General features: G+C 41.3%; 25 protein-coding genes and 2 rRNA genes. 19 read left to right on the forward strand and 8 right to left on the reverse strand.

What is annotated here, in order from left to right:
* From H0266_RS00005 to H0266_RS00015, 3 genes are all read left to right on the forward strand, one after another.
* A 23S ribosomal RNA gene (locus tag H0266_RS00005) occupies positions 1 to 125 on the forward strand; the annotation flags it as partial.
* 74 nt (positions 126 to 199) lie between these two features.
* A 5S ribosomal RNA gene (rrf, locus tag H0266_RS00010) occupies positions 200 to 313 on the forward strand.
* Positions 314 to 576: 263 nt separating this feature from the next.
* Complete coding sequence (locus H0266_RS00015) at positions 577 to 846, forward strand: hypothetical protein (protein WP_181470346.1); 270 nt, start codon at positions 577 to 579, stop codon at positions 844 to 846.
* 299 nt (positions 847 to 1,145) lie between these two features.
* On the opposite strand, the gene H0266_RS00020 is transcribed toward H0266_RS00015, so the two are convergent.
* Both H0266_RS00020 and H0266_RS00025 read right to left on the reverse strand, forming a co-directional pair.
* The gene (locus H0266_RS00020; RefSeq protein WP_181470347.1) at positions 1,146 to 1,589 is read right to left on the reverse strand and encodes a GNAT family N-acetyltransferase; all 444 of its coding nucleotides are present in this window, start codon (positions 1,587 to 1,589) and stop codon (positions 1,146 to 1,148) included.
* A 17-nt stretch (positions 1,590 to 1,606) separates the two neighbouring features.
* Positions 1,607 to 2,866, reverse strand: coding sequence for a BaiN/RdsA family NAD(P)/FAD-dependent oxidoreductase (locus H0266_RS00025; protein ID WP_181470348.1), 1,260 nt, complete (start codon positions 2,864 to 2,866; stop codon positions 1,607 to 1,609).
* A gap of 104 nt (positions 2,867 to 2,970) precedes the next feature.
* Between H0266_RS00025 and H0266_RS00030 the strand changes: the two genes are divergently transcribed.
* Both H0266_RS00030 and H0266_RS00035 read left to right on the forward strand, forming a co-directional pair.
* Complete coding sequence (locus H0266_RS00030) at positions 2,971 to 4,575, forward strand: putative polysaccharide biosynthesis protein (protein WP_181470349.1); 1,605 nt, start codon at positions 2,971 to 2,973, stop codon at positions 4,573 to 4,575.
* A gap of 17 nt (positions 4,576 to 4,592) precedes the next feature.
* Positions 4,593 to 5,318 (forward strand): pseudouridine synthase, encoded by a 726-nt coding sequence (locus H0266_RS00035; protein WP_181470350.1) that lies wholly within the window; start codon positions 4,593 to 4,595, stop codon positions 5,316 to 5,318.
* Positions 5,319 to 5,364: 46 nt separating this feature from the next.
* Here the strand turns inward: H0266_RS00035 and H0266_RS00040 are convergent, their stop codons facing one another.
* A complete protein-coding gene (locus H0266_RS00040) occupies positions 5,365 to 5,562 on the reverse strand; it encodes a DeoR family transcriptional regulator (RefSeq protein WP_425484287.1) in 198 nt (65 codons plus the stop codon).
* A 177-nt stretch (positions 5,563 to 5,739) separates the two neighbouring features.
* On the opposite strand from H0266_RS00040, the gene H0266_RS00045 reads away from it, so the two are divergent.
* Genes H0266_RS00045 through H0266_RS00065 form a run of 5 tightly spaced genes read left to right on the forward strand, consistent with a single transcriptional unit; the run spans position 5,740 to position 10,822 of the window.
* Positions 5,740 to 6,765, forward strand: coding sequence for a potassium channel family protein (locus H0266_RS00045; RefSeq protein ID WP_181470352.1), 1,026 nt, complete (start codon positions 5,740 to 5,742; stop codon positions 6,763 to 6,765).
* Positions 6,762 to 8,141: a dipeptidase PepV gene (gene pepV, locus H0266_RS00050; protein ID WP_181470353.1), complete on the forward strand. Its 1,380-nt coding sequence runs from the start codon at positions 6,762 to 6,764 to the stop codon at positions 8,139 to 8,141. Before H0266_RS00045 ends, pepV begins: the two co-directional genes overlap by 4 nt.
* A gap of 21 nt (positions 8,142 to 8,162) precedes the next feature.
* On the forward strand, positions 8,163 to 9,350 hold the full coding sequence (locus H0266_RS00055) for an MFS transporter (RefSeq protein WP_181470354.1): 1,188 nt from the start codon (positions 8,163 to 8,165) through the stop codon (positions 9,348 to 9,350).
* Positions 9,343 to 9,912, forward strand: a complete 570-nt coding sequence (gene thpR, locus H0266_RS00060; RefSeq protein ID WP_181470355.1) for an RNA 2',3'-cyclic phosphodiesterase — start codon at positions 9,343 to 9,345, stop codon at positions 9,910 to 9,912. Before H0266_RS00055 ends, thpR begins: the two co-directional genes overlap by 8 nt.
* Positions 9,896 to 10,822, forward strand: a complete 927-nt coding sequence (locus tag H0266_RS00065) for an NERD domain-containing protein (RefSeq protein WP_181470356.1) — start codon at positions 9,896 to 9,898, stop codon at positions 10,820 to 10,822. Before thpR ends, H0266_RS00065 begins: the two co-directional genes overlap by 17 nt.
* Here H0266_RS00065 and H0266_RS00070 read toward each other — a convergent pair.
* Positions 10,809 to 11,828 carry an EAL domain-containing protein gene (locus tag H0266_RS00070; RefSeq protein WP_181470357.1) on the reverse strand — a complete coding sequence of 340 codons (1,020 nt, stop codon included), beginning with the start codon at positions 11,826 to 11,828 and terminating at the stop codon, positions 10,809 to 10,811. The two genes, H0266_RS00065 and H0266_RS00070, sit on opposite strands and share 14 nt — an antisense overlap.
* A gap of 84 nt (positions 11,829 to 11,912) precedes the next feature.
* Here H0266_RS00070 and H0266_RS00075 point away from each other — a divergent pair, with 84 nt between their 5' ends.
* Both H0266_RS00075 and H0266_RS00080 read left to right on the forward strand, forming a co-directional pair.
* Entirely contained in the window at positions 11,913 to 12,842 is a 930-nt protein-coding gene (locus H0266_RS00075) for a diacylglycerol/lipid kinase family protein (RefSeq protein ID WP_181470358.1), read from the forward strand.
* Positions 12,843 to 12,999: 157 nt separating this feature from the next.
* Positions 13,000 to 13,809 (forward strand): phosphotransferase, encoded by an 810-nt coding sequence (locus tag H0266_RS00080; protein ID WP_181470359.1) that lies wholly within the window; start codon positions 13,000 to 13,002, stop codon positions 13,807 to 13,809.
* Between the two features lie 64 nt (positions 13,810 to 13,873).
* On the opposite strand, the gene H0266_RS00085 is transcribed toward H0266_RS00080, so the two are convergent.
* Complete coding sequence (locus H0266_RS00085) at positions 13,874 to 14,038, reverse strand: hypothetical protein (protein WP_181470360.1); 165 nt, start codon at positions 14,036 to 14,038, stop codon at positions 13,874 to 13,876.
* 364 nt (positions 14,039 to 14,402) lie between these two features.
* Here H0266_RS00085 and trmB point away from each other — a divergent pair, with 364 nt between their 5' ends.
* The gene (gene trmB / locus H0266_RS00090; RefSeq protein ID WP_181470361.1) at positions 14,403 to 15,047 is read left to right on the forward strand and encodes a tRNA (guanosine(46)-N7)-methyltransferase TrmB; all 645 of its coding nucleotides are present in this window, start codon (positions 14,403 to 14,405) and stop codon (positions 15,045 to 15,047) included.
* A 69-nt stretch (positions 15,048 to 15,116) separates the two neighbouring features.
* Positions 15,117 to 15,974, forward strand: coding sequence for a YtnP family quorum-quenching lactonase (locus H0266_RS00095; protein ID WP_181470362.1), 858 nt, complete (start codon positions 15,117 to 15,119; stop codon positions 15,972 to 15,974).
* Between the two features lie 54 nt (positions 15,975 to 16,028).
* Here the strand turns inward: H0266_RS00095 and H0266_RS00100 are convergent, their stop codons facing one another.
* On the reverse strand, positions 16,029 to 16,346 hold the full coding sequence (locus H0266_RS00100) for a PepSY domain-containing protein (protein ID WP_181470363.1): 318 nt from the start codon (positions 16,344 to 16,346) through the stop codon (positions 16,029 to 16,031).
* 149 nt (positions 16,347 to 16,495) lie between these two features.
* On the opposite strand from H0266_RS00100, the gene H0266_RS00105 reads away from it, so the two are divergent.
* Together H0266_RS00105 and H0266_RS00110 are read left to right on the forward strand one after the other, a co-directional pair.
* Positions 16,496 to 17,563, forward strand: coding sequence for a M42 family metallopeptidase (locus H0266_RS00105; protein WP_181470364.1), 1,068 nt, complete (start codon positions 16,496 to 16,498; stop codon positions 17,561 to 17,563).
* Positions 17,564 to 17,656: 93 nt separating this feature from the next.
* Positions 17,657 to 18,169 (forward strand): DUF84 family protein, encoded by a 513-nt coding sequence (locus H0266_RS00110; RefSeq protein WP_181470365.1) that lies wholly within the window; start codon positions 17,657 to 17,659, stop codon positions 18,167 to 18,169.
* Positions 18,170 to 18,233: 64 nt separating this feature from the next.
* Here H0266_RS00110 and H0266_RS00115 read toward each other — a convergent pair whose 3' ends face one another.
* Both H0266_RS00115 and H0266_RS00120 read right to left on the reverse strand, forming a co-directional pair.
* Positions 18,234 to 18,674 (reverse strand): YtoQ family protein, encoded by a 441-nt coding sequence (locus tag H0266_RS00115; protein WP_181470366.1) that lies wholly within the window; start codon positions 18,672 to 18,674, stop codon positions 18,234 to 18,236.
* Positions 18,675 to 18,857: 183 nt separating this feature from the next.
* Positions 18,858 to 21,053, reverse strand: a complete 2,196-nt coding sequence (locus H0266_RS00120; RefSeq protein ID WP_181470367.1) for a methyl-accepting chemotaxis protein — start codon at positions 21,051 to 21,053, stop codon at positions 18,858 to 18,860.
* Positions 21,054 to 21,268: 215 nt separating this feature from the next.
* Between H0266_RS00120 and H0266_RS00125 the strand changes: the two genes are divergently transcribed.
* From H0266_RS00125 to H0266_RS00135, 3 genes are all read left to right on the forward strand, one after another.
* Complete coding sequence (locus tag H0266_RS00125; protein WP_181470368.1) at positions 21,269 to 22,297, forward strand: PTS sugar transporter subunit IIC; 1,029 nt, start codon at positions 21,269 to 21,271, stop codon at positions 22,295 to 22,297.
* A 27-nt stretch (positions 22,298 to 22,324) separates the two neighbouring features.
* The gene (locus tag H0266_RS00130) at positions 22,325 to 22,642 is read left to right on the forward strand and encodes a thioredoxin family protein (protein ID WP_181470369.1); all 318 of its coding nucleotides are present in this window, start codon (positions 22,325 to 22,327) and stop codon (positions 22,640 to 22,642) included.
* A 155-nt stretch (positions 22,643 to 22,797) separates the two neighbouring features.
* Entirely contained in the window at positions 22,798 to 23,616 is an 819-nt protein-coding gene (locus H0266_RS00135) for a DUF1444 domain-containing protein (RefSeq protein ID WP_181470370.1), read from the forward strand.
* Positions 23,617 to 23,619 lie beyond the last annotated feature (3 nt).

Consider the following 23,619-nt stretch of genomic DNA (forward strand, 5'->3'; position numbering starts at 1 on the left):
AGATGAGATTTCCCTTTGCTTTAAGCAAATAAGATCCCTCAGAGACGATGAGGTTGATAGGTCCGAGGTGGAAGCGTGGTGACACGTGGAGCTGACGGATACTAATGGATCGATGACTTATCTATCTTGAAAAGATGTTCGTTTCGATGTTGATGATACTCTTATCCAGTTTTGAAGGTTTACTTAAAACCTTATATGATGTGGTGGTGAAGGCGAAGAGGTCACACCTGTTCCCATGCCGAACACAGCAGTTAAGCTCTTCAGCGCCGATGGTAGTCGGGTTTACCCCCGTGAGAGTAGGACGCCGCCACGTCAATGTTAAAACCTTTAGGAGATTACCCTAAAGGTTTTTTTGTACGCACCTAGAAAATATCAGCGTGTGATGCAGGAGTCAACTAGCCATATTAGGTACTACACCTTTGTGCGTAGCCACTTCATATAGAGAAGCTACATTATATGGTCTCAATCTATTATAAGTGAAGCACGTTGGTTTTTGATCCATGGCCTATAGTTTGCGTGTATATTCCAAAGGGTATCTTATATTATGTACAATTGTCTTAGAGAGGATGAATGCGTATGGCAACGCTAGAAAGAAAAAGAGATACATACTGGAATTGGAAGTATGCCATCATGATTATTTTTATTCCAATCGGTTTTTACTTAGTATCCCTTCGTGAAGACATTTCACCAATTCAACATATCAGTTACATAGCCATTATTCTTTGGTTAGCGGGAGTTGGAGTTTTTGGTGTGACCCACCGTTACCAACCATTACGAGTGTATGGATATTTGTATCTAACAGGTAGTGTATTATTCGCTTATTTGGGACTAGTGTTCATCTGGTAAAAGGTTGCCGAACTGTGAAATTCTCGTTATAATAAAAGCGAATATATGTTCGGAGGGATTGGTATTAAACTTGTACGTTGGAGCTATTCTGGAAGAAAGATGGTCAGAGGCTATTTTGATAAATTCCCTTACTCTACCTTTTATTTTCGTAGGATACGCAGATTCTACATCATGTACACTTTGGATTGGCACTCAGAAGATCCAGAAGTTAGTCCAGAAGACCGTGATGTTATGCAATCCTTGATAAATGAAGAATTAGGAAGAGAAAAAGAATATAAACAAAGAAAATCGAGAAGCATTTAGTGCTTCTCGATTTTTATATAGGAGATGATATGGGGCCCAATGGGTGGAATATCAAATACCTCTCCTGCTTTAATAAAACCTAATTGGTCATAGTATCCTTGGGCACTAGTCCGGGCATTACACCAAAGATAATCCACGTTTAAGGATCGCAACCTATCTAGTGCTTTGTGAATAACCATTGTTCCTGCACCTTTACCTTGGTCCTCCGGCTTCGTAGCCATTCCTCTTAGTCGGTACTGGACGCCTCTTGGAACTTCAGTATGCGTTTCACGATAGAAAGAGCCAATACTAATTAACTCGTCCTGATCATAAACACCAAGGTGGAAACTCGCTTGGTGCGAGTCGTTTGGATAATAACAGGCTTCTCTCGTTTGATTCGGACGAAGAATGGTATGACGTAATGAGATAGTATCTTTTGCTTTTATGCGTTTCACTTCCATATCAGCACTCCCCCCGTTTATCCCATTGATTCCCACGCAGCATGCATCCCGGCTACTCTTCCCGTGACCATAGCGGAGGTAATATTATATCCCCCTGTATATCCATGAATATCAAGGATTTCTCCGCAAAAATATAAACCATGCATTAATTTTGACTGCATTGTGTTCGGGATGATTTCTTTAATAGAAACGCCACCGCCTGTAACAAATGCTTTTTCAATCGGCTGACTATCATGAATAGTTACATGAAATTGCTTCAAATAACTTACAAAGTCCGATAATTTGGCATTTGAGATATTGGCTGCTTTATCTTCGTGAGTTATCTCAACCAGTTCTAATAAGTGATCGAGTAAACGTTCAGGTACAATACCTTTTACTACATTGCGAAATGCTTTCTTAGATTGTTCTTTTGCATCTTTTTGAATGCGCTCATAAAGGTCATGTTGCTTTTCATCAGGGATACAATCGATTTCAATTGTGACAGGTCTATGCCCTTTCATGAATTCTTTGACGACATACTGAGAACATCTAAGGATAGCTGGTCCTGACAGTCCAAAGTGTGTAAATAACATGTCCATCTTGTGTGTTACGATTCGTTTTCCTTTTTGATTTAGAACGGATACATCCACGTCTCTTAAGGATAGGCCCTGAAGCGTTTTATTCTTAATGAATGCATCATTAGAAAGTAAGGGAACTTCAGTAGGGAATAATTCTGTTATCGTGTGCCCAGCTTTCTTAGCCCAGGCGTACCCGTCTCCGGTACTTCCAGTGTAAGGCACTGCTTTACCTCCCACGGCGAGAACTACAGACTTCGTGTACAGCTTTTCACCTGATTTAAGGATGATTTCATGGTCATTTTCCCCGTAATGAATGGCTTCGACGGGGGTGGATTTTCGGATTTCTACGTCAAGGTTCTCTAACTGATCGAGGAGTGCTTGAACGACATCTTTTGCTTTGTTACTGACCGGAAACATCCGTCCGTGGTCTTCTTCCTTTAAACCGACTCCGAGACCTTCAAAGAAATCGATAATGTCATAGTTGTTGAACACAGAAAATGGGCTATACAAAAACTTCCCGTTTCCTGGAATGTGTTTGATCACTTCTTCTTCTGGAAGTCGGTTGGTGACATTGCACCGTCCTCCCCCAGAAATGGCTAGCTTTGTACCTAGCTTCTTTCCTTTATCTATGAGAAGGGTCTTGACGCCTTGTTCGGCAGCAGCAATCGCCGCCATTAAACCAGACGGTCCGCCTCCTATAACTGTAACTTGATAGGTCATGGTGTACTTCCTTTCTTTTTTCCGTTCATTCATTGTTTTCCCTTTATCTATGATAAAATAGATGAGGTCGATTCTACAATCAAATTGAAGGTGAATAAATAAATATGTCGAAGATTTTAAAAGGTACGCTGTTGCTGACTGCTGGAACTTTTTTGTCTAAGTTCCTTGGTATGATTTATACGGTTCCGTTTGAAAACATTGTTGGCTCATACGGAACAGATCTCTTTTCAAAAGCCTATGTCCCTTACAGCATTCTATTAAGCTTATCCAGCATGGGAGTTCCTGTAGCTGTTTCCAAGTTTGTCTCCAAATATAATGCATTAGAGGATTATGAAACAGGAAGGAAAATGCTGAGGGCCGGAATGATTCTCTTATCCCTAACAGGTGTTCTAGCCTTCTTCATCCTTTATTTCTCAGCAGGTCAAGTGGCCGCTTGGACGGTTGGTGCTGATTCAGAACAACTGGGTGAAGTGACCATGGTCATTCAAATGGTGAGCTTTGCCCTATTGGTCATTCCTCCCATGAGTATTACGAGAGGTTTCTTCCAAGGTCACGAGTCGATGGCTCCGACAGCAGTTTCACAAGTCGTAGAACAAATTGTAAGGATCGTTTTCTTATTGGCGTCCGTCTTTATTATTGTACAAGTCATGCAAGGACCGATTCCTAGAGCGATTGGTTATGCAACTTTTGCTGCATTCGTAGGGGGCGTTGCGTCTTGTTTGGTCCTTTATATTTATTGGAGACGACGCAAACCTTACCTCGATCGTCAGTTAGCCAATCAAGAATATACGTACGGTTTATCGAATCAGGAGATGTTCAAAGAGTTATTCACTTATGCCGGTCCTTTTATTCTAGTCGGTATTGCGACTCCATTATACCAGCTTGTTGACCAATTTACGTTAGAAAAAGCAATCGAGGCGGCAGGATATGGGTATAACAATGAGTTTTCAACGATTAACTTCTTAAGTCATAAATTGGTGATGATTCCTGTTACCTTAGGACTTGGTCTTTCATTAGCTTTATTACCGGCAATCACTCAATCTTATACGAAACAAAATACTAATCAGTTGAATCGACAAATCAACCAAGCTTTACAAATCGTCGCACTTCTCATCATCCCTGCCGTTGTTGGTCTTGGTGCGGTTGCGATGGATGCTTATGCAACATTCTATGGAACAGAGGATCTAGACCTTCGTGGAAGCCTTCTCAGGTGGTATGCTCCAGTAGGGCTCTCATTGGCGCTTTACACGGTTACTTCATCCATATTGCAAGGAATTAACAGGCAAAACTTTGCCGTAATCAGTCTAGGTACAGGTATTCTACTGAAAATTGCCTTTAACTGGTGGTTCATTCAATTATTTGGAGCTAAGGGTGCAATCATTGCAACAGGTCTCGGCGTGACGGCTGCTGTTTGCTTAAACTTTTGGAGAATTTTCACTGCTATCTCATTCGATTACAAACCATTGTTTAAACGCACGTTGCTCATATTAATCTTAACGACGGTTATGGCCGTTACCGTTATATTAGTACGCTTTGCTCTCCTATATATATTTGATCCAGGAGACAAGCGCTTAGATTCATTGTTTGTATTAATTCTTAGCATAGGTGTAGGTGGGATTGTCTACGGTTGGTTAGCATACCAGACAACCTTACTCGAACGTGTCCTAGGAGGACGGGTTCGTGTACTAGATAAATTTCTAAAACGTTAAAAAATGGAGGGATTTACGTGCGAATCGATAAATTGTTAGCTAACATGGGTTACGGGACGAGAAAAGAAGTGAAAACTCTGCTTAAAGGTGGAAACGTAAGGGTCAATGGCCAAGCTGAGAAAAGCCCAAAAACCCACGTAGATCCTGATGAGGATTCTGTCACGGTCATGGGGGAAGAAGTCGAATATCGTGAGTTCATTTATTTAATGATGAACAAACCTGGTGATTTGATTTCGGCCACTGAGGATGCTCATGAAACAACAGTCATTGATATTTTGCAACCAGAAGATCATGTATTTGATCCTTTTCCAGTCGGAAGATTAGATAAAGATACGGAAGGCTTGTTACTCATAACCAATGATGGTCAACTTGCTCACAAATTGACATCCCCTAAGAAAAAAGTAGGGAAGACCTATTACGCTATCATCGATGGGAAAGTGACCGAAGAGGATGTTGTGAAGTTTTCAAACGGAGTGACGCTGGATGATGGGTATCATACGAAGCCGGGGGAGCTTACAATCCTCAAGTCCGGTGAGGAATCCGAAATTGAACTGACCATCACAGAAGGCAAGTTTCACCAAGTCAAGCGAATGTTCGAATCTGTAAATAAATCAGTTATCTATTTAAAGCGAATCAAAATGGGGGTACTAGAACTCGATCCTGAACTAGAGTTAGGAGAGTACCGCGAGTTGACCGATGAAGAAATCGAATATTTGTTGTCCACAACAGGAACAGATGAATAAAAAAAACACCCGGACTTATGTCCGGGTGACTTTAAAATAAGGTCAATTAAGAAATTTTCACTTTCTTCTCAGTAATGGTCCACTTTCCACGGTTAGGACTCGAAACAAGCCCGTTATATTCCAGAATACTTAAATCCCTTTGCATAGTTCGGTCTGTAATACCGAATTCTTCTGCTAACTCGTTCGTTGTCACTGTTCCGACTTTTTTAATGTAAATATAAACAGCTTTAATTCGGTTGAGCATACGGGAAGATGGATGATTCAAAAAACCACTCCTTATTCGTCTTGGAAATTGTGGTGCTAGTGTTCCTTTGAAGTTGCTTTCATTCTACAATAACGTTTGACCCTGCGCTACAAATACGCCGTTATTTTACAGACTATTCACCAAATTTACGAAATATTAAAAACTAGGGGGCTATTTATGGTTCTTTTTAGAAAATTTTTCTTGAAATTAGTGAAAGTGAGTAACTATGTTTTATTTCTTTCTAGCGCCATGTTGATCGTCTTATCCACTATTTTGATCGTCCTGGTGGAAAATGATACATTTCCAACCCTTTTTGATGGCTTCTGGTGGGTGATGACCACCGTAACTACCGTTGGTTACGGGGACTATTACCCCGTATCCGTCGCCGGTAGGATTATCGCTATTTTCTTATATGTGTTTGGAATTGGATTAATCGGTGTGGTGATCGGGAAAATCATAGATGGACTTGCCATTTTTAGAAAAAAAAGAGTGGAAGGTGATATTGTGTATAAAGGATCTCAACATTTTATGATCATCGGATGGTCTCAAAAGGCTCATTTTGCTATTAAAGAGATTGTTGAAACGAACCCAGAAGTAGAGATTGTGATCATTGATCAATTGAAGGAAGCCCCAGTGCTGAGTGAAAATATCCATTACATAAAAGGGGACGGTGCGGATGTCGAGACATTGCAAAAAGCAAATGTTAATGAAGCACGGGCTGTTCTGATCTTCGCTGATGACCGGATGCAAAACGATCAGATGACCGATGGAAAAACATTGCTGATTGCTTCTTCCATTGAATCTGTAGCACCAAAAGTCCATACGATCGTCGAGATCATGGAAGAGAAACATATTCATAATTTCAAACATATCAACATCGACGAGTTTATCATCTCGAATGAAACCATCTCTTCGTTAGCTGTCCGTTCAGCATTCAGAAAAGGCGTTTCAGAAATATACGGGCAATTGTTGAGGAGATCGGTTGGTGAAGATCTTTATCACATCCCTCTTAGGAAAGAGTGGAAGACGTATAGAGATGCATTTCAATCCTTATTAAGCGAAGGGGCGACTCTGATTGCTGATCGAAACGACCTATCTATCAATCGGAAATTAGATGAATCCATTCCGGTGTCAGCAGAACTATATGCGGTTTGTGATCGTTCCACTTACGAAGAAATAGTGAAGGGAGCCAATTTAACATGAATTTTAAAAACTTAAGTGAGCAATATCAAGAAGAATTTTTAAAAAAGGCAAGTCGCCTACTTTCTATTCAAAGTGTTTACGAAGAGAGTGAAACGTACCCTTATGGTGAGGCTATTGATCAAGCTTTGCAAGAAATGCTATCTATAGGGAAAGAAGATGGGTTTGCTACGAAAAATGTGGACGGACAAGCTGGACATATTGAATATGGAGAAGGGGAAGAGATTCTCGGCATCCTTGGCCACTTGGATGTTGTCCCTGCAGGAAATGGATGGTCTACACCACCGTTTGAACCGACGGTCATTGATGGAAAACTTTATGGCCGTGGAGCCCAAGATGACAAAGGGCCAGTCATGGCAGCTTATATCGCTATGAAACTATTGAAGGATCAAGGCTTTAAACCTAACAAACGAGTAAGACTGATTGTCGGTACGGATGAAGAGAGGGATTGGCAGGGAATCGAACACTATTTCGCCAAAGAAGAAATGCCTAAATTCGGTTTTACACCGGATGCCTCTTTCCCTGTCATCCATGCAGAGAAAGGGTTGTTAGATGCGTATATAACTTGTACTCTTCCTAATGATGAAAAGGCCCTCGTCACTATTCAGAACCTTAAAGCAGGTGGTCGCTTGAATATGGTTCCAGATGAAGCGACAACGGTACTCATCTCTGATTACAATTTATATGAAGGATTCGATCAATTCTTGAAGGAAAAACAGCTGGATGGCCATATCGAGAATTTAGGCAATCAATATAAGCTGACGATAGAAGGACACTCTGTCCATGCCAGCACACCAGAACAAGGTTCCAATGCCATCACTTCGCTACTGTCCTACTTGTGTACTCTTCCTACTGGAGAGTCCTGCCAAAAAACGTTGACAGAGATCAAAGAAGCGTTTGAGTCTACAGATGGAAGTGGCATGAAGATTGACCAATCTGATCAGGATTCTGGGGCGTTGACGTTGAACTTGGGGTCTTTACAGATTACGAAAGAGCAATCCTGTCAAGTCGGTTTCAATCTAAGATACCCTGTCACCTCAAATCATGAAGAGATTATCCAGAAGCTCGAACATTTTGCTGAACAGCTGAATGGAGAATTTAAAATCTATGATCATTTACAAGCTCTCTATCTTGAAAAAGATCACCCGTTCATTCAGACGTTACTTCGAGTATATAACGATGTAACGGGTGAAGAGGCAACCGCTAAATCGATGGGTGGGGCAACATATGCCCGGTCCTTGGAAGCGGGTGTAGCTTATGGAGCACTGTTCAACCACAGTCCCGATACCGCCCATCAAAAGGATGAGCATGTTCTCCTCTCAGATATGAAGAAAGCTATTGAAATCTATGCCACCGCTATTTATGAACTAACGAAGTAAGTAACAGAAAGGTCCGTTATTATGGTTCAGTCATCTACAGAAAAAACGTATCGATTCATTCAAGTGTTTTATTTCTTTTCGTTTTTCAGTTTCGGATCATTGTTTCCGCTTCTATCTGTTTATCTGGAAGAAGAAAAAGGGTTGAGTCATACACAAATTGGTCTAGTGATTGCTGCCCTTCCACTTGTGACAATCTTCATTCAACCGATTTGGGGTATGATCAGTGACTACACTAGACGACCGAAGCGGCTATTGATGGTCGCTTCGGTTGTTGCTTCCATTCTGGGTTTCTTCTATCCTATGCTTCAAGTGTTTCCGCTCTTGTTGGTCGGGATTATTTGTATCGCTCTATTTCAGTCCGGCATCGTACCTCTATCTGACAGTCTTTCTTTGAATTTTGTTCAACAAAACGGAAAAGAGTATGGCAATATCCGGCTATGGGGGGCGATTGGCTTTGCGGTATCGGTCTTTGTGTTAGGACGTGTAACGGAAGCGACCGGTTCCTTGAGTTGGATCTTCTACTTCTTTTCTACTGGCTTATTATTTGCTCTTTTATCTTTAGTTCATTTTCCTAAGCGGGCGGATGCTGTATCCACATCTTTTCGAGAGGGATTAAGTGTTTTGGTGAAGCAAAAGCCGTTCCTTTTATTTCTGCTGTCGAATTTCCTAGTATTTGGCCCAGTTCTGGCTAATAATTATTATTTTGGTACATTTATCTTATCCGTTGGTGGAACGTTATCCGGGGTAGGCGTTGCCTTTCTACTGGCAGCAGGAAGTGAGGCCCCTTTTATGAAGTTCGCCCAGCAAGTGATCAATCGCGTCGGTGTACTTCGTGTATTGATGTTCAGTTCTCTGGTCTCTGGTAGTCGTTGGTTGCTCTATTCATTTGAGCCTTCTAGTGAAGTTGTGTATGCGACGACTATAGTTCAAGGGATATCAGTCGGATTGTATATACCAGCTGCCCTCATTCTAGTACGTGAGCTTGCGCCGGATAATGTAAGAGCTACAGCTGTAGGTCTTTATTCTGCAGTAGGTAACGGGTTAGGTAATGCGTTTTTCACTTTCCTAGGCGGAGTAGTTATTGATGTGTGGAGTGTGACGGGGATGTACAGCTTCTTTTCTATGATGACGTTTACGGGCATGGTTCTAGTGTACGTTGTCAGCCGCTGGATCAATCTGACGAATAGAGGAGTATTGTCAAATGAGTAATCACTATTTTATCGGAATCCCTATGTCCTCATCTACGAAACAGTCACTTGTTAAATGGCAGCAAACACTGCGGGATCACATGAACTACAAAGTGTGGACGCATCCAGAGGACTTTCATATTACATTAAAATTTCTCGGAGATTCTACCGATGATAAAGTAAGGGAATTAGTGGAGCGGCTCAAATCGGGAAGTTGGCCAGGTCCTTTTACACTGCGGGTTGGTCCTGCAGGTTCGTTTGGCGACAGAAAACAGCCACGCGTGTGGCATGCTGAAGTGACACCAGTAGATTCGCTTAGAGAACTAAAAGAAACAACAGAAACGATCGTAAACACCCTTGGTTGGAAGAGAGAACAAAGGCCATTCCATCCTCATGTAACGATTGCAAAAAAACAAGCAGAAGGTAGGTCGCCAAAAGATTCGGTGACACTTTTTTCTCAGCATTTTGATGAATATATCGATCGTTTTCACTTATATCGTATTCATCCACAAAGCGAACAAAAGTACGAACAAGTGGCCACGATCCATTTAGGTCAGGAGGGCAAGAATGGCCCAACTAATTAAGTTGCAAGATTATATTTCCAGGTATGAATCAAACATTTACCAATACCCTTCTAAGTATATTCGGTTGAAACAAGAACACTGGAAGAAGATGAAGTCTTTATTCGACCAAGGTTTATTAGAGCAATCATCAACAGAAGAAGCACCGGAGGAAGAGGGACATTTATATAAAAAATCCGGATGGAAGCGGTTGTTCCGTACCCATTCAGATGATGCCCAACCTCAGCCACCGGTTTCTAGAAAAGACAATGTACAACTGCCGAAAACCATTGATCAATTGAAAAAGTATTTTCTTGACGGTTTGTTTCCGTTCCAGTTGAAATGGGCATCTACAACGTTAAGGGAAAAATCATTTGTCCATCAATCTTATAAAGAGGATGAACGGTTGAAGTTTTACCTTCAGCGCTTTCCTGATACCTATTTCCTTATGTATCGTCCTGTTGTCGTAATGAAGCGGGCGGAAATGGAAGCTTTGCCAATCCTGATTGGACCGTATGGTATCGAAATTATCTATGAAATGGATCTTCCTGGTGCAGATGAAGTGGAGCCTACATCTGAAAAGAGTTGGTATATGGAGAAGGACGGGGTTCGAACCAAAATGCTCAGTCCTGTACTTGCGTTGAATCGTACCGAAACCTTTATAAAAAGTGTCTGGAATGCTTATGGTCTTTCTTTCCCTGTTCAAAAAGTGGTGCTGGCTCCTAATCTATCATTCAAGCATAGACAAGAGCCTTATATGACCACGTTTGTTGATCGGGAGCGATATGATACTTGGTTACAAGAACGTCGCCAATATGTTTCGCCTTTAAAGCATGAGCAACTAAAGGCAGCAGAAGCTTTATTGAAACATTGTCAAACGACGTCCTTCAAGCGTCCGGAATGGGATTCAGATGAAGAGTTTATGGAAGACTGAACTCCTTTTCTGGAACAGCTTTCGGTCTACCGATAAAGTATCCTTGACCATAATCCACCCCTAATTGGTTTAACCATGTCCACTCTTCAAGAGTTTCGATTCCTTCGGCCAATACTTGTATACCGAGTAGATCTGCTCGCTCCATTACTTGGTATAAGAATTCCTGATTTTCTTTATTTTCATGACAGTTCTGAATGTATGAACGGTCCACTTTTAAGTAATCCGGTTTTAATAAAGACAACATTTCGATTGTACTGTAACCAGAACCGACGTCATCAAGGGCCACCTTCATACCTGAAGCTTTATACGTATCCAAAATTCGCTTCAAGTGGTCGACATCCGATATTTTCTCTGTTTCCACAACTTCAAATACTAAGTCTGATGGATCAATCTGGAATTCTTTCACAATTTGGAATGTATGCTTCAAACAAAATTCTGGTACGTAAATTGTGGAAGGCAGGAAGTTTATGAAGATTTTCTGACCTTTTGTGAGAAATTCTGATTTGGCTTTCACAGCTGAACGTCTAGCTTTTTGGTCGAGCATGGATTGTAAGCCTGAGCGCTGAGCGTATGAGAAAAGTTCTCCAGGATTAACGGATTGCTCTGTCGTCCTCAATAAAGACTCATATCCATACACCTCATTTGTACTCATATCTACGATTGGCTGTAGATGAGAAGTGAAATCACCATCATGAATGATAGAAGCGAGATTCGGCCTTTTAAGTCGTTCATATAGATGATGGATAGAGATCGGAAATGACTGAGAGCTTTCCAAGTTGAGAATATGTAACCAGAAATTCGATGTGTTCTTTTGGTATAGTAATTCTAAGGTGGCTACAAGATTATCAATGCTCGAGTATTGAAAAACCACGGTATCATTGTCCTGATAATCTATAGCCAGGTCTCTTGGTTCTCCATCCATATGCACGTTTTTTCGGTTGATGACGAGTGCACCTTTTTCAGGAAGAGTGACACTCGTCCCACAAAATTGACAGTCTTTGCTCAATGTAAGTCCCCCTTTATCTTATATTATAATAGAATAGTAACAGATTTACATAGTAATTTGATTATCATTTAGGAGAAATGTCTGATGTATTTATTGATTGTAAACCCACAAGCCGGTAATGGAAGGGCAGACCGTCTTTTTGAATCCATCCAAAGAGATCCCTTGTTCAAAGAAAAGAATTGTCGGACATTCCGAACGGCCTATAAAGGGCATGCAGAGAAATTAGCAGAGCAAATAGCCGAAATTCACCATGAACATGTACAATGTATCATTGTGGTAGGTGGAGATGGAACGTTACATGAAGTCGTCAACGGATTACGCCATTATCCTGCCATTCCTGTTGCTTTGATTCCTACTGGTTCTGGTAACGACTTCTCCAGGGGAATCAAATCAAAGTTGAAAGGTGTACGTCTATTTCGAAAAATTGTACAAAACCCTAAGCGCCTCTCTGTACATATTGGGAATTACGTGACAAACGGTCGCTATAAGCATGGTAATCGGCTATTTGTCAATAGTGTGGGATTCGGGTTGGACGGGGCGCTTGTAGAATTGGCAAACAAGCATCAATTTCGGAAATGGATTAAACGGTTACACCTTCACCCCTACATTTATCCTATTGCACTATTACCCGTTTTAAGGACTTTCGAACCCATAAATATCGAAATCTATATAGATGGTAACAAGGAAGAAACGGAAAGAGCGACACTTGTAGCTGTAACAAACCATGCATACTACGGGGGCGGCATGAAGATTGCCCCTCAAGCAAATATCAAGAAAAAGAGGTTTTCTGTGACGATTATCGATCCATTACCAAAATGGAAATTGATCTTATTTTTTGTGACGGTCTTTTTAGGGAAACATACACTTCTCAAAGAAGTTCGTGTGATGGAAGCGGAAACTTTTAAAATTACGTCAAAACAGGCTATTCCTTATCAAGTGGATGGACAAGCAAGTCATTGTTTTCAAAGCGTGCTGAGTAAAACAGAGAAAACGCGCATGGTCTACTGGTCATAGTGATAATTTCTTGAAACCAAGTGGTTCGATAGGTTAATCTAATGAAGTGAGACAAACGAACGGTTGTAAGAAAACCTTTGGATAGGTCCGAAAGTACGATATACTAGTACTATACAATGAACGTGATGTAATCACAGGAAGATTTGAGGAATTGAAGGTGAATTGGTTGGAACATATACTTGGTAATAATTGGACAGTTACACCAGCTGGCGGTTCAACAGGAGAGGCTTATTATGCACAAACAGAAGGCAAGCGACTATTTCTTAAGCGTAACTCTTCTCCCTTTCTTGCTGTACTTTCTGCCGAAGGTATCGTACCCAAGCTAGTGTGGACCAAGCGCCTGGAAAATGGTGATGTGATTACTGCCCAAGATTGGTTAGAAGGACGTGAACTTCAACCAGAAGAAATGAATCACCCGAGAGTAGCAGCGTTATTGAGTAAAATCCACCATTCAACGGAATTGCTTGATATGTTGATGCGATTAGGCAAGCATCCTTTAACTCCGGATGAAGTGTTGAAAGACTTGAAAGAAAATCAGAAAGTGTTGAGTCAATTAGATCCTAGTATTGAAATACAAAAGGCGATGGAATTTCTAGAAGAGCGTGTCGACCAAGTGCATCATCATGTCCATGTAGTATGCCACTGTGATACAAACCATAATAATTGGTTGCTTTCGGATAACAATCAATTGTATCTCATCGATTGGGATAATGCGATGGTGGCAGACCCAGCTCTTGATTTGGGAATGTTGCTATACTCGTATATTCCTGAGGTGAGATGGGATGAGTGGTTGAAAGAGTACGGAATTGAGCCTGATCAACACTTATATAAGCGAATGATTTGGTATGCCGTTTCTCAGGCGTTGGCATTTATCCAATGGCATCAGATGCGCGGAGAATATGATGAGGCGTCTATTCGATTGGATAAATTGAAAAGAATGATGATCAAACAGAATATTATGGATTAAAAAAACCGTTGCGCATAGAGCAACGGTTTTTTGGTCTTAAAATCGAAGTGTATAAGGTGGAAGATTATTGACTGATCGTTGGGGTATATTTTAGCTTTTTCTCACGAACTTCTGCATTCGTTTTTTCAGATAGTTTTTCAAATGGGTATATAAATAAAGCATATCCTGCAAATAAAACAGAGAAAACAGCAAGTACGGTTGTTTCAAATAATTTACTAATTAGATTCATGGGTCTACTCATCACTCCATCATTGTATTTATCGCACGAATATAATGATATATCAGGAAGCGCTTACAACCCAACCCCCTAGATTCAATAAATGATGAGATACGGAGGGCTTCTTTTGCTTGTCAATTACATATCCACCCCATAGTCTATAATGATCGATTTTTATCCTGAATCCTTCAGAATCCACAGATTTCTAGTAAAAGTTTTAAAATTAGCCGACTTCGTGGTACGATTCATACGATAGACTGTGTTAAATGTTGTTGTCGAGTTTTCAAAATGTGATGGAAAAGCAATTTTCGATCGACTCCGCAAACGTTGACAAAGATTTAACAAAGTCTAACGATAAGAAGGAGGAATCGTACCAATGCGTTTGAGGCATAAACCTTGGGCTGATGACTACTTGAAGGAAAACGATCAAGTAGTTGTTCAAGAACCCTTTGAATGGAAAGGGAATTGGAAAAGCCTATTTGAACATAAAGATCAGCCTTTACATTTAGAGATTGGATCTGGTAAAGGTCAATTTATTGCAGGAATGGGCAAGCAAGATGAAGAGATAAACTTTGTGGGGATTGAACGAGTGAAAAGCGTGATTGTAGGTGCAGTCAAGAAGGTAGTAGACGCACAGACGACGAATACACGTTTAGTGAATGAAGACGCTGAAGACCTTCGAGAGTTATTTGGTCCGAACGAGGTCGATCATATCTATTTAAACTTCTCAGACCCATGGCCTAAGAACAGGCACGAGAAACGTCGTCTCACCTACCATACATTCTTAGAACAATACCAGGATGTGCTTATTCCAGGCGGAGAAGTTACGCTTAAAACAGACAATAGAGGTCTATTTGAGTATTCGTTAATGAGCTTCTCGCAATTCGGAATGATCATTGAAGAAGTGTCAGTGGATCTACACGCTGATGAGGATCCTCTGAATGTACCGACTGAATATGAAGAAAAATTCTCTGCCAAAGGCCAACCTATATATCGTTGCCGCGTCAGATTCAAAACATGATATCGCTTACAATGGCTCTGGTCTCTATGATAGACTGGAGCTATATTTGTTTTATAGGAGGGGATGTATATGGAATCGATGCAGGTGGGGAGAGCAAAGCTTACTTGGTTGAATGGTGGAGTGACCCATATGGATGGAGGCGCGATGTTCGGAGTGGTTCCGAGGCCGCTATGGAGTAGGAAATATCCAGTGAACGAGAAGAATCAAATTGAACTGCGTACCGACCCGATTTTACTGCAAATCGATGGGTGGAACTTGATCATCGACTCAGGTATTGGAAATGGCAAACTGACGGATAAACAGAGAAGAAATTTCGGGGTTAAGGAAGAGTCAGCTATTGACCTGTCTCTCGGGGAATTAGGGTTGAGACGCGAAGACATCGATACAGTGCTCATGACCCACCTCCATTTCGATCATGCGTGTGGATTGACGATGATCGACGGAGAAGGGTACTCATCTTCTTTCCCGAATGCCACCATTTATACGAGCTCGACCGAATGGGAAGAAATGCAGCATCCCAATATGAGATCACGAAATACCTACTGGGAAATGAACTGGAAAGCGATTCAGAGCCAAGTAACGACTTACGAGGAGTTTGTGGAAATCTTACCAGGTTTAAAAATGATCCATACCAGTGGACATAGTGATGGGCATTCGATCATTGTATTTGAAGATGAGGAAGACATGTTTATACATATGGCCGACATCATGCCGACTCACGCTCACCAAAATGTCTTATGGGTTCTCGCTTATGACGATTATCCCGTAACATCTGTACATGAAAAGCAAAAATGGATGAACTATGGTTATGAGCGGAATGCCTGGTACGTCTTTTATCATGATGCTGAATTTCGGGCGTTGAAGTTTGATGAAGAAGGGCAAGTCATAGACCAGGTTGATCGTAAAGCCTATGCGTATGATGAATAAAAAAGCATCGCGTTCATTTGTGAACGCGATGCTTTTTATCCAAGGTACCATCGATTAAGCCGTTGTTTCAGCTACATCAACAATGGTTCCTGTGTCCGTATCGATATAAAATTCGAACTGTGATGCCTGTCCATCTTGTTGCTTGGAGATTCCTCCACGATATACATCGTAGTTGATGCCATTCTTGTTTAATTCTTCAGGCTTCATGTAAATCCAGGATCCACTGATCGGCCCTTGCTTCTTGAATGCTTCTTTAGCAATCTTCAAAGCTTTCTCAGGCGTCACTCCCTGGCTGTTGTTCAACTGTTCTTTTACGACATAGCCAGCTAGTGCTCCTACACCAGCAGCTAAGGCAACTTTTTTCCAATTCACAACCAATCACCTCACAACTTTATTCTATTATTCAGTATACTAAATTTCCCGATAAAAGGAAATCAAAACAATTGATCGACCGGATTTGTAGAAACGTTTTCAAACTTCCGTTAAAATAGAATAAGACAGTTAAAAAGGAGAGATACATAATGAATGGATACACTAAACAGTTATTCAAAACATTGACCGAACTACCAGGCGCTCCTGGCAATGAACATATGGTTCGTCAATTCATGAAAGAAGAGTTGGAAAAATACTCTGATAAACTCGTACAAGATCGACTTGGTGGTGTGTTCGGAGTTCGTGAAGGTAAAGGGCCGACCGTAATGGCTGCTGGTCACATGGATGAAGTAGGCTTCATGGTTACCCAAATCACGGAAAACGGTATGCTTCGGTTTCAAACACTAGGTGGTTGGTGGAACCAGGTTATGCTTGCTCAACGTGTACAAGTAATGACAGAGAACGGCCCCGTTGTTGGGGTGATTGGATCAATCCCACCACATAATTTGACTCCAGAACAGCGGAAAAAACCAATGGAAGTGAAGAATATGCTCATTGATATTGGTGCCGATGATCGTACGGATGCTGAGTCCATCGGGGTCAAACCTGGACAAGCGATTGTACCGATTTGTCCATTTACTCCTATGGCAAACGAGAAAAAAGTCATGGCGAAAGCATGGGATAACCGCTATGGATGTGGCCTTTCCATTGAACTTTTAAAAGAACTTCAAGGAGAAAGCCTTCCTAATACATTGTATTCTGGTGCCACAGTCCAAGAAGAAGTAGGTCTGAGGGGCGCACAAGTTGCGGCGAATATGATCAAGCCTGATATTTTCTACGCATTGGATGCATCGCCTGCGAATGATATGAGCGGTGATAAAAAAGAATTCGGTCAGTTGGGTAAAGGAGCACTTCTTCGCATCTTTGACCGTTCAATGGTCACACACCGAGGTATTCGTGAATTTATCCTTGATACAGCGGAAAGCCATGACATCCCTTACCAATACTTCATTTCTCAAGGGGGAACGGATGCAGGACGTGTTCATATGTCTAATAATGGTGTTCCTTCAGCCGTAGTCGGAATTTGCTCTCGTTATATTCATACATCTTCATCCATTATTCACGTGGATGATTATGCAGCAGCTAAAGAATTGTTAGTCAAGTTAGTGAGGACGACGGACCAAAACGCTGTTGATCAAATCAATCAAAATGTCTAATACTTTAAAATAAGTCTCGTGTAGCACCTGCTAAACGTAGTAACTTATGCTATGATAGTCAAACGAAGATTGAAGAGAAAGGTGACTGGTACTTTGAAGATTGTTGTCGGATCGCTTAATCCTACAAAGATTGATTCCGTAAAGCAGGTGTTCACAGAAGCGGAAGTGACGGGAGTAGAAGTGGAATCAAAAGTGGCTGCTCAGCCTTTTTCGGATGAGGAAACGTTAGAAGGAGCCATCAATCGTGCCCGGGAATGTGCCTCTATGAAAAAAGAGAGTTTAGGAATCGGTTTAGAAGGTGGCGTCATGGAGATCGAAGATGACTTGTATCTCTGTAACTGGGGTGCGCTTGTGGATCATAAGGAAAATGTCTATACCGCTAGTGGAGCTCGTATTCCTCTCCCTGAAGAAATTAAGAAGCAACTAGAGAAGGGGAAAGAGCTCGGTGAAGTGATGGATGATTACGCGAATAAGCTCGAGGTCAGCAAGAACGAGGGAGCGATCGGTGTTTTCACGAATCACGTCATTCAGAGGCAAGAAATGTTCAGTCATGTTGTGAGACTGCTCCAAGGACAATATCAGTTTTATCAGAATCATTACGAATAACCAATAAAGAAGGTGCCTTACGTTTGTCGTAAGGCACCTTCTTTATTAATAAGCAAAATGAACGCTATTCATAAATATAAGCAAGAACATCCAATGCTTGGTCAATGGTTTCAACAGTGACGTTCGCTTGATTGGATAGTTCTTTCAACGGATGAATGAGTGAGTCTGGACGTACAATGATCAGTGGCTTGCCGAGTTGAATAGCCGCACTCGCATCCATGGCTGTGTTCCATTGTTTATATTTTTCTCCAAAGAGGGCGATGACTGCATCAGACTTTTGGAGAAGGACTTGCGTACGGAAGTTGTTTACACTTGAAGCTGCATCATCACGATAGACCTGACTCGGTTGTTCTCCCATAATGTCTTCGCCAATACTATCAGATCGATCATGATTTTCTTGAGGCCCGACAAATTCAACAGGTAAAGATTTTGTTTCTGCTTTTTTCTTCAATTCATTTCGCCAGTCATCATGAATTTGTCCAGCTAAGTAAACGGTTAATTTCATACGTAAATGCCTCCTTGAATATTTTGACTATTTTTAAGTATGATAGAATTTCATTACTCTGTCTAGGTATCTGCTTTAGACAAAAAGCTCCACTCTCACTCTACAGTGACGGAAAAGGATAACCTCGCATTCCCTCTGCCCGAACTAAAAAAAGCGCTCCCTTAGATAAGAGAGCGCCAATTATTAAGCTAACTTTTCGTTCTGTCCATCGTTTTCGTCATTTTCATTCATATGAGTGAAGGGATCTTCATTATTATCTTCATAAAGCTCTTCGTCCTCATGAATTTCTTGAGTTTCATATTCCATTGTTTCGCCCTCTGGATCATTGTGGAGAAGAAGAACTTCTTCGTTCTCGTCTGATTGTTCAGTGTCCTCTGTGTTTTCCTCCTCCAAATCTTTCAATTCTGTGATCTTAAACTGGTTGACCTCAGCAGATAACTCTTGAGATAAGCCCTGGAGATCTGTCGCAGATTGATTGACTTGTTCAATGGATAACACTTGATTCTCACTAGATGCGGCGACTTCTTCTGCCGTTGCTACCGCTTCTTCAGAGATGATGCTGATCTCATGTAGCTTCTGTTTAACATCTTCATTGACGTGTTCGACTCCGTGAACGGCATCTTTGACTTGAATGATTTGTTTATTCATGTCTTGAACGTGGTTTGAAATGCGATCGAATGCATCTCGAGTCTGGTTGACGGCTTTGTTTTGAGAGCCTTGATATTGTTCGAACTGTTCTGCTTCTGTAGATAAACGAGTCATTTGGTTCGTCATATTATGAACGAGTTCCTGAATGCTATGGGCTTCCTGTTTGGATCGCTCCGCTAATTTTCTAACTTCATCGGCTACCACAGCAAATCCTTTCCCTGCTTCTCCTGCTCGGGCAGATTCAATCGCCGCGTTTAAGGCGAGAAGATTTGTGTTATCTGCGATGTCCTCGATTGTAGCGACGATCTTGTTCACTTCTTTTGATTGCTTCGAAGCTTCCTGGACTTCAGAAGACATGTGAGAGGCGAGTTCAATAAACGATTGCGATGTCTTTTCGAGTTCAGCAACCGTTAAGAGGCCTGCTTTCCCATCTTGATCCGCTTCTTTCAAGCGATCGTCAATGTCTTGAGCAGATTTTTTCGTTTCATTGATTGCTTCTGAGACATGTTCAATTAGTTGGGTGCTTTCATCTACCTTATTCGCTTGGTCTTGAGATCCCGTAGCAACTTGGTTGATCGCTTCGTTCACTTCTTGAGCCTGCATAGTCGTTTGGTCTGATACATCTGCTAAATGATCAGAAGATGTGTGAAGAACTTGGCTTGCTCCGAGTACTTTATTTAGCGAATGGTCCATTCTATCCGCCATTTGATTGAACTGTTCGGCGACTTCTGTTAACTCATCCTTCGACTTTATCTGAATGCGGTGAGAAAGATCGCCTTGTCCAATGATCGATGCCCCGTCTTTCAGTGAGTTAATCGATTTAGAAATCGAACGGATTAAAATAAACCCTATACTAAATGTGATAAGCAGAGCCAAACCACCGATGATGGAAAGAAGTAGAGTCATCATGCTCTTCAAATCACTTTGTTCGGCCTCCATGGAACGGTTGATGGAGTCCGTTGCCACAATTACTTCGTCAATCTGATTCGAAACAGTTGAGGCGATTTCTTCAAAGGAATCCTTTGTCACTTCTGCTTGGGAAAACGTGTTTTTTATCGAATTTAAGGTTTGTTCATATTTGAGCAGGGTAGTATTTACTGAGCTCATCAAACGGTCGGAGATGTCTAATGCCTTGGCATTCTCTTCAAAAACGGCAGCGCTTGATTTAAAGTCGTTTAAATGAGCCTCAGTAGGGTCATTAAGGAATTTCTGTTCCAATAATTTCATTTCAGATAAGTTGGCCTTGAGACGTGGGTTGTCGATTGAAGTGACCATCTTTTCAAATTCATAATAGGATTCATTGATGAATTTATACATTCCTTCTGTGTCTGAAAATCCAACGATGCGGAACATATTAATAAGTGGTTCTAGCTCAGAAGAGTATTGCTTTGCACTTTCTTCGATGGCAGAAAACTTGTCACTGATTTCAGGATAAGCACTATACTTATTTGCAAAGTTATTGGATTGATCTATGACGAGTTGAATAGCTCCTTCGATTTTCTTTGCAGACTCGTTGTCTGGATCCGATAGAAAAGCTTGCTGTTTCTGTGCTGTAAAAGACATGAGATATTTAATTTCCTCACTATCCTGACGAGCGGCTTGTACATTACGGCTTTCTTCTGCTAGCTCGCTTTGTTCATTAAAAAAGTATGTAGAAAATCCAATTAAAACTAGTAAACTAAGTAAAGAAACACCGATAATCAACCAAACCCGATTACGTATTGAACTCATGAAACTCCCCCTTTTAAGTTATGTGAAAATTCTTTACATATCTTTAATAATTATAGAACTATCGACCCATAAAGGCAATAGGATAAAAGATATGTGTATTTGTCAGCTCTTTTAATATCGGCAAAAAAGTGAAAATATTAAAAAACATTTATGTGTCTTTACTCCTGTCACATAATCCTATATGATCATACATGGTCATCATGAGGAGGATTCCTTTGAAAACATTCTTACAAAAGAAAGGTGTCCATATATCTGTTCATACGTATTTTATTACAGCATTAAGTTATATGGCGCTCGGTTTATTTTCATCATTAATTATTGGACTCATCATTAAAACAATTGGCGAACAATTTGAATTGGGACCTGTGTCGGATGCTTTCATTGAAATGGGAACATTCGCTATGGATACGAAAATATGGGGAGGGGCGATCGGTGCCGCTATTGCCTACGGTTTAAAAGCTCCACCCCTCGTCATTTTCGCTGCCTTGTTCAGTGGAGCTTTAGGGGCTGAATTAGGTGGTCCGGCGGGTAGTTATATTGCGGCATTGTTCGCGACAGAATTCGGGAAGTTGATCAGCAAAGAAACAAAACTGGACATCATCCTCACTCCGTTCCTCACAATTGTCGTCGGGTATATCATGGGCTCTATAGTAGGTCCTCCGATCGGACAGTTTATGACGGGGTTCGGAGCCGTGATCAACTGGGCTACCAATCAACAACCGTTGCTGATGGGAGTGCTGGTGGCCGTGTTGATGGGACTGGCTCTAACTGCTCCCATTTCAAGTTTGGCGATTTCACTTATGCTCTCCCTTGAAGGTGTTGCGGCTGGAGCTGCTACAGTAGGATGTGCTGCTCAAATGATCGGTTTTGCGGTCATCAGCTATAGGGACAATGGTTTTGGTGGATTCATTGCGCAAGGGATCGGAACTTCCATGCTTCAAATTGCCAACGTTGTGAAAAACCCTCTCATCATCATCCCCCCGACGATTGCGGGGGCAGTATTAGCTCCTTTCGCTACGGTCTGGTTCCAACTTGAGAATAATGCAGCAGGTGCAGGTATGGGGACTAGTGGATTTGTAGGGCAAATCATGACTTTTCAATCGATGGGATTCACATGGGAAGTAGCAGGCACCATGCTTGTTCTTCATTTTATAGGACCGGCAGTCATCAGCCTCTTGGTAGCTGTTTGGTTCAGGAAGCGAGGCTGGATCAAGTCCGGAGACATGAAAATTGAACATGAGTAAGCTACAATAGATGAGGAGGTGAGTTTGATGATCCATTTAGAATCTGATCAACAATTACAGGATATGATCAATAAAGAGTCGGTTATTTTGTTATTTTCTGCAGACTGGTGCCCGGACTGCAGGGTTATTGAACCATTCCTTCCTGAACTCGAAGAAAAGTATAAGTCTTGGACCTTTGTCTATGTAGACCGAGATGCATTTATCCATGTATGTGCTGAGCATGATATCTTTGGTATTCCGAGCTTCTTGGCTTTTCGAAACGGAGAAGAAGTCGGGCGATTTGTCAGTAAAGACAGAAAGTCGAAGGAAGAGATAGAGACCTTTATGGACAATGTTAGCGAATAGAAAAGTTGTGCTGCGGCACAACTTTTTTTATGTACATAGACCTCATTTTTTTATTGAACGACTTATGATGTGTATAATAGAGTAAGACGATTAAATAACTGTATGGTAAAATGGTCAAGGAATGAATTTCTTCCATTTGTTAAGGAGGAAAAAATATGAAGATGACAAGTCTGAAAATGAAAAAGAAGTTAGAGGAGCGATTCGCTCATGAGGATTGGACCAGCACTTTCAATCGTGATAAAGACTCGTTCAGGATTGAGTGGCGAGACTCTGGAAATGGAATTACCATAACGTTACCGAACGTTATTGCTAAATACCAAACAAGAGGCGAAGCGGCTTTAGATGAACTTGAGGATCATGTGGTGGAGGCTCTTCGAGTCATGAATGAAACCCATGAATTGACTGGGAAAGAGAAACAAATTTTCCCTGTTATCCGTGCCGCTTCTTTCCCTACTGAAACGAATAGTGGAAAGAAATTAGTGTACACGGAGCATACGGCCGAAACGAGGATTTACTATGCATTGGATCTTGGGAAGTCGTTCCAACTCATTGATGAACAAATGCTAGAAAAAGAAGGTTGGACTTTTGACCGTATTCAGGAAGTTGCCACCTTTAATGTCCGTTCACTACCCGTAGAAATGAAAAAAGACACAGTCTATGATAATGACTTTTACTTTCTTTCCACACAGGACGGATATGACGCAAGCCGTATACTGAATGAAGCTATGTTAGAGCAATTGAAAGGGGAGTGCAAAGGGGAGCTCGCGATCAGCATTCCTCACCAGGACGTCATCATTTTCGCAGATGTTCAAAACTCCGAAGGCTATGACATTTTAGCTCAAATGGCGATGAAATTCTTTGCAGAGGGTACAGTACCCATCACGTCTCTATCGTTCTTATATGAAGATAAGGAACTGGAGCCGATTTTCATACTTGCCCAAAAGAAACCGAACAAAAACCGAAAGGACGATTAATCA

This window comes from Halobacillus locisalis (assembly GCF_013694105.1).
Classification (GTDB): Bacteria; Bacillota; Bacilli; order Bacillales; family Halobacillaceae; genus Halobacillus; species Halobacillus locisalis.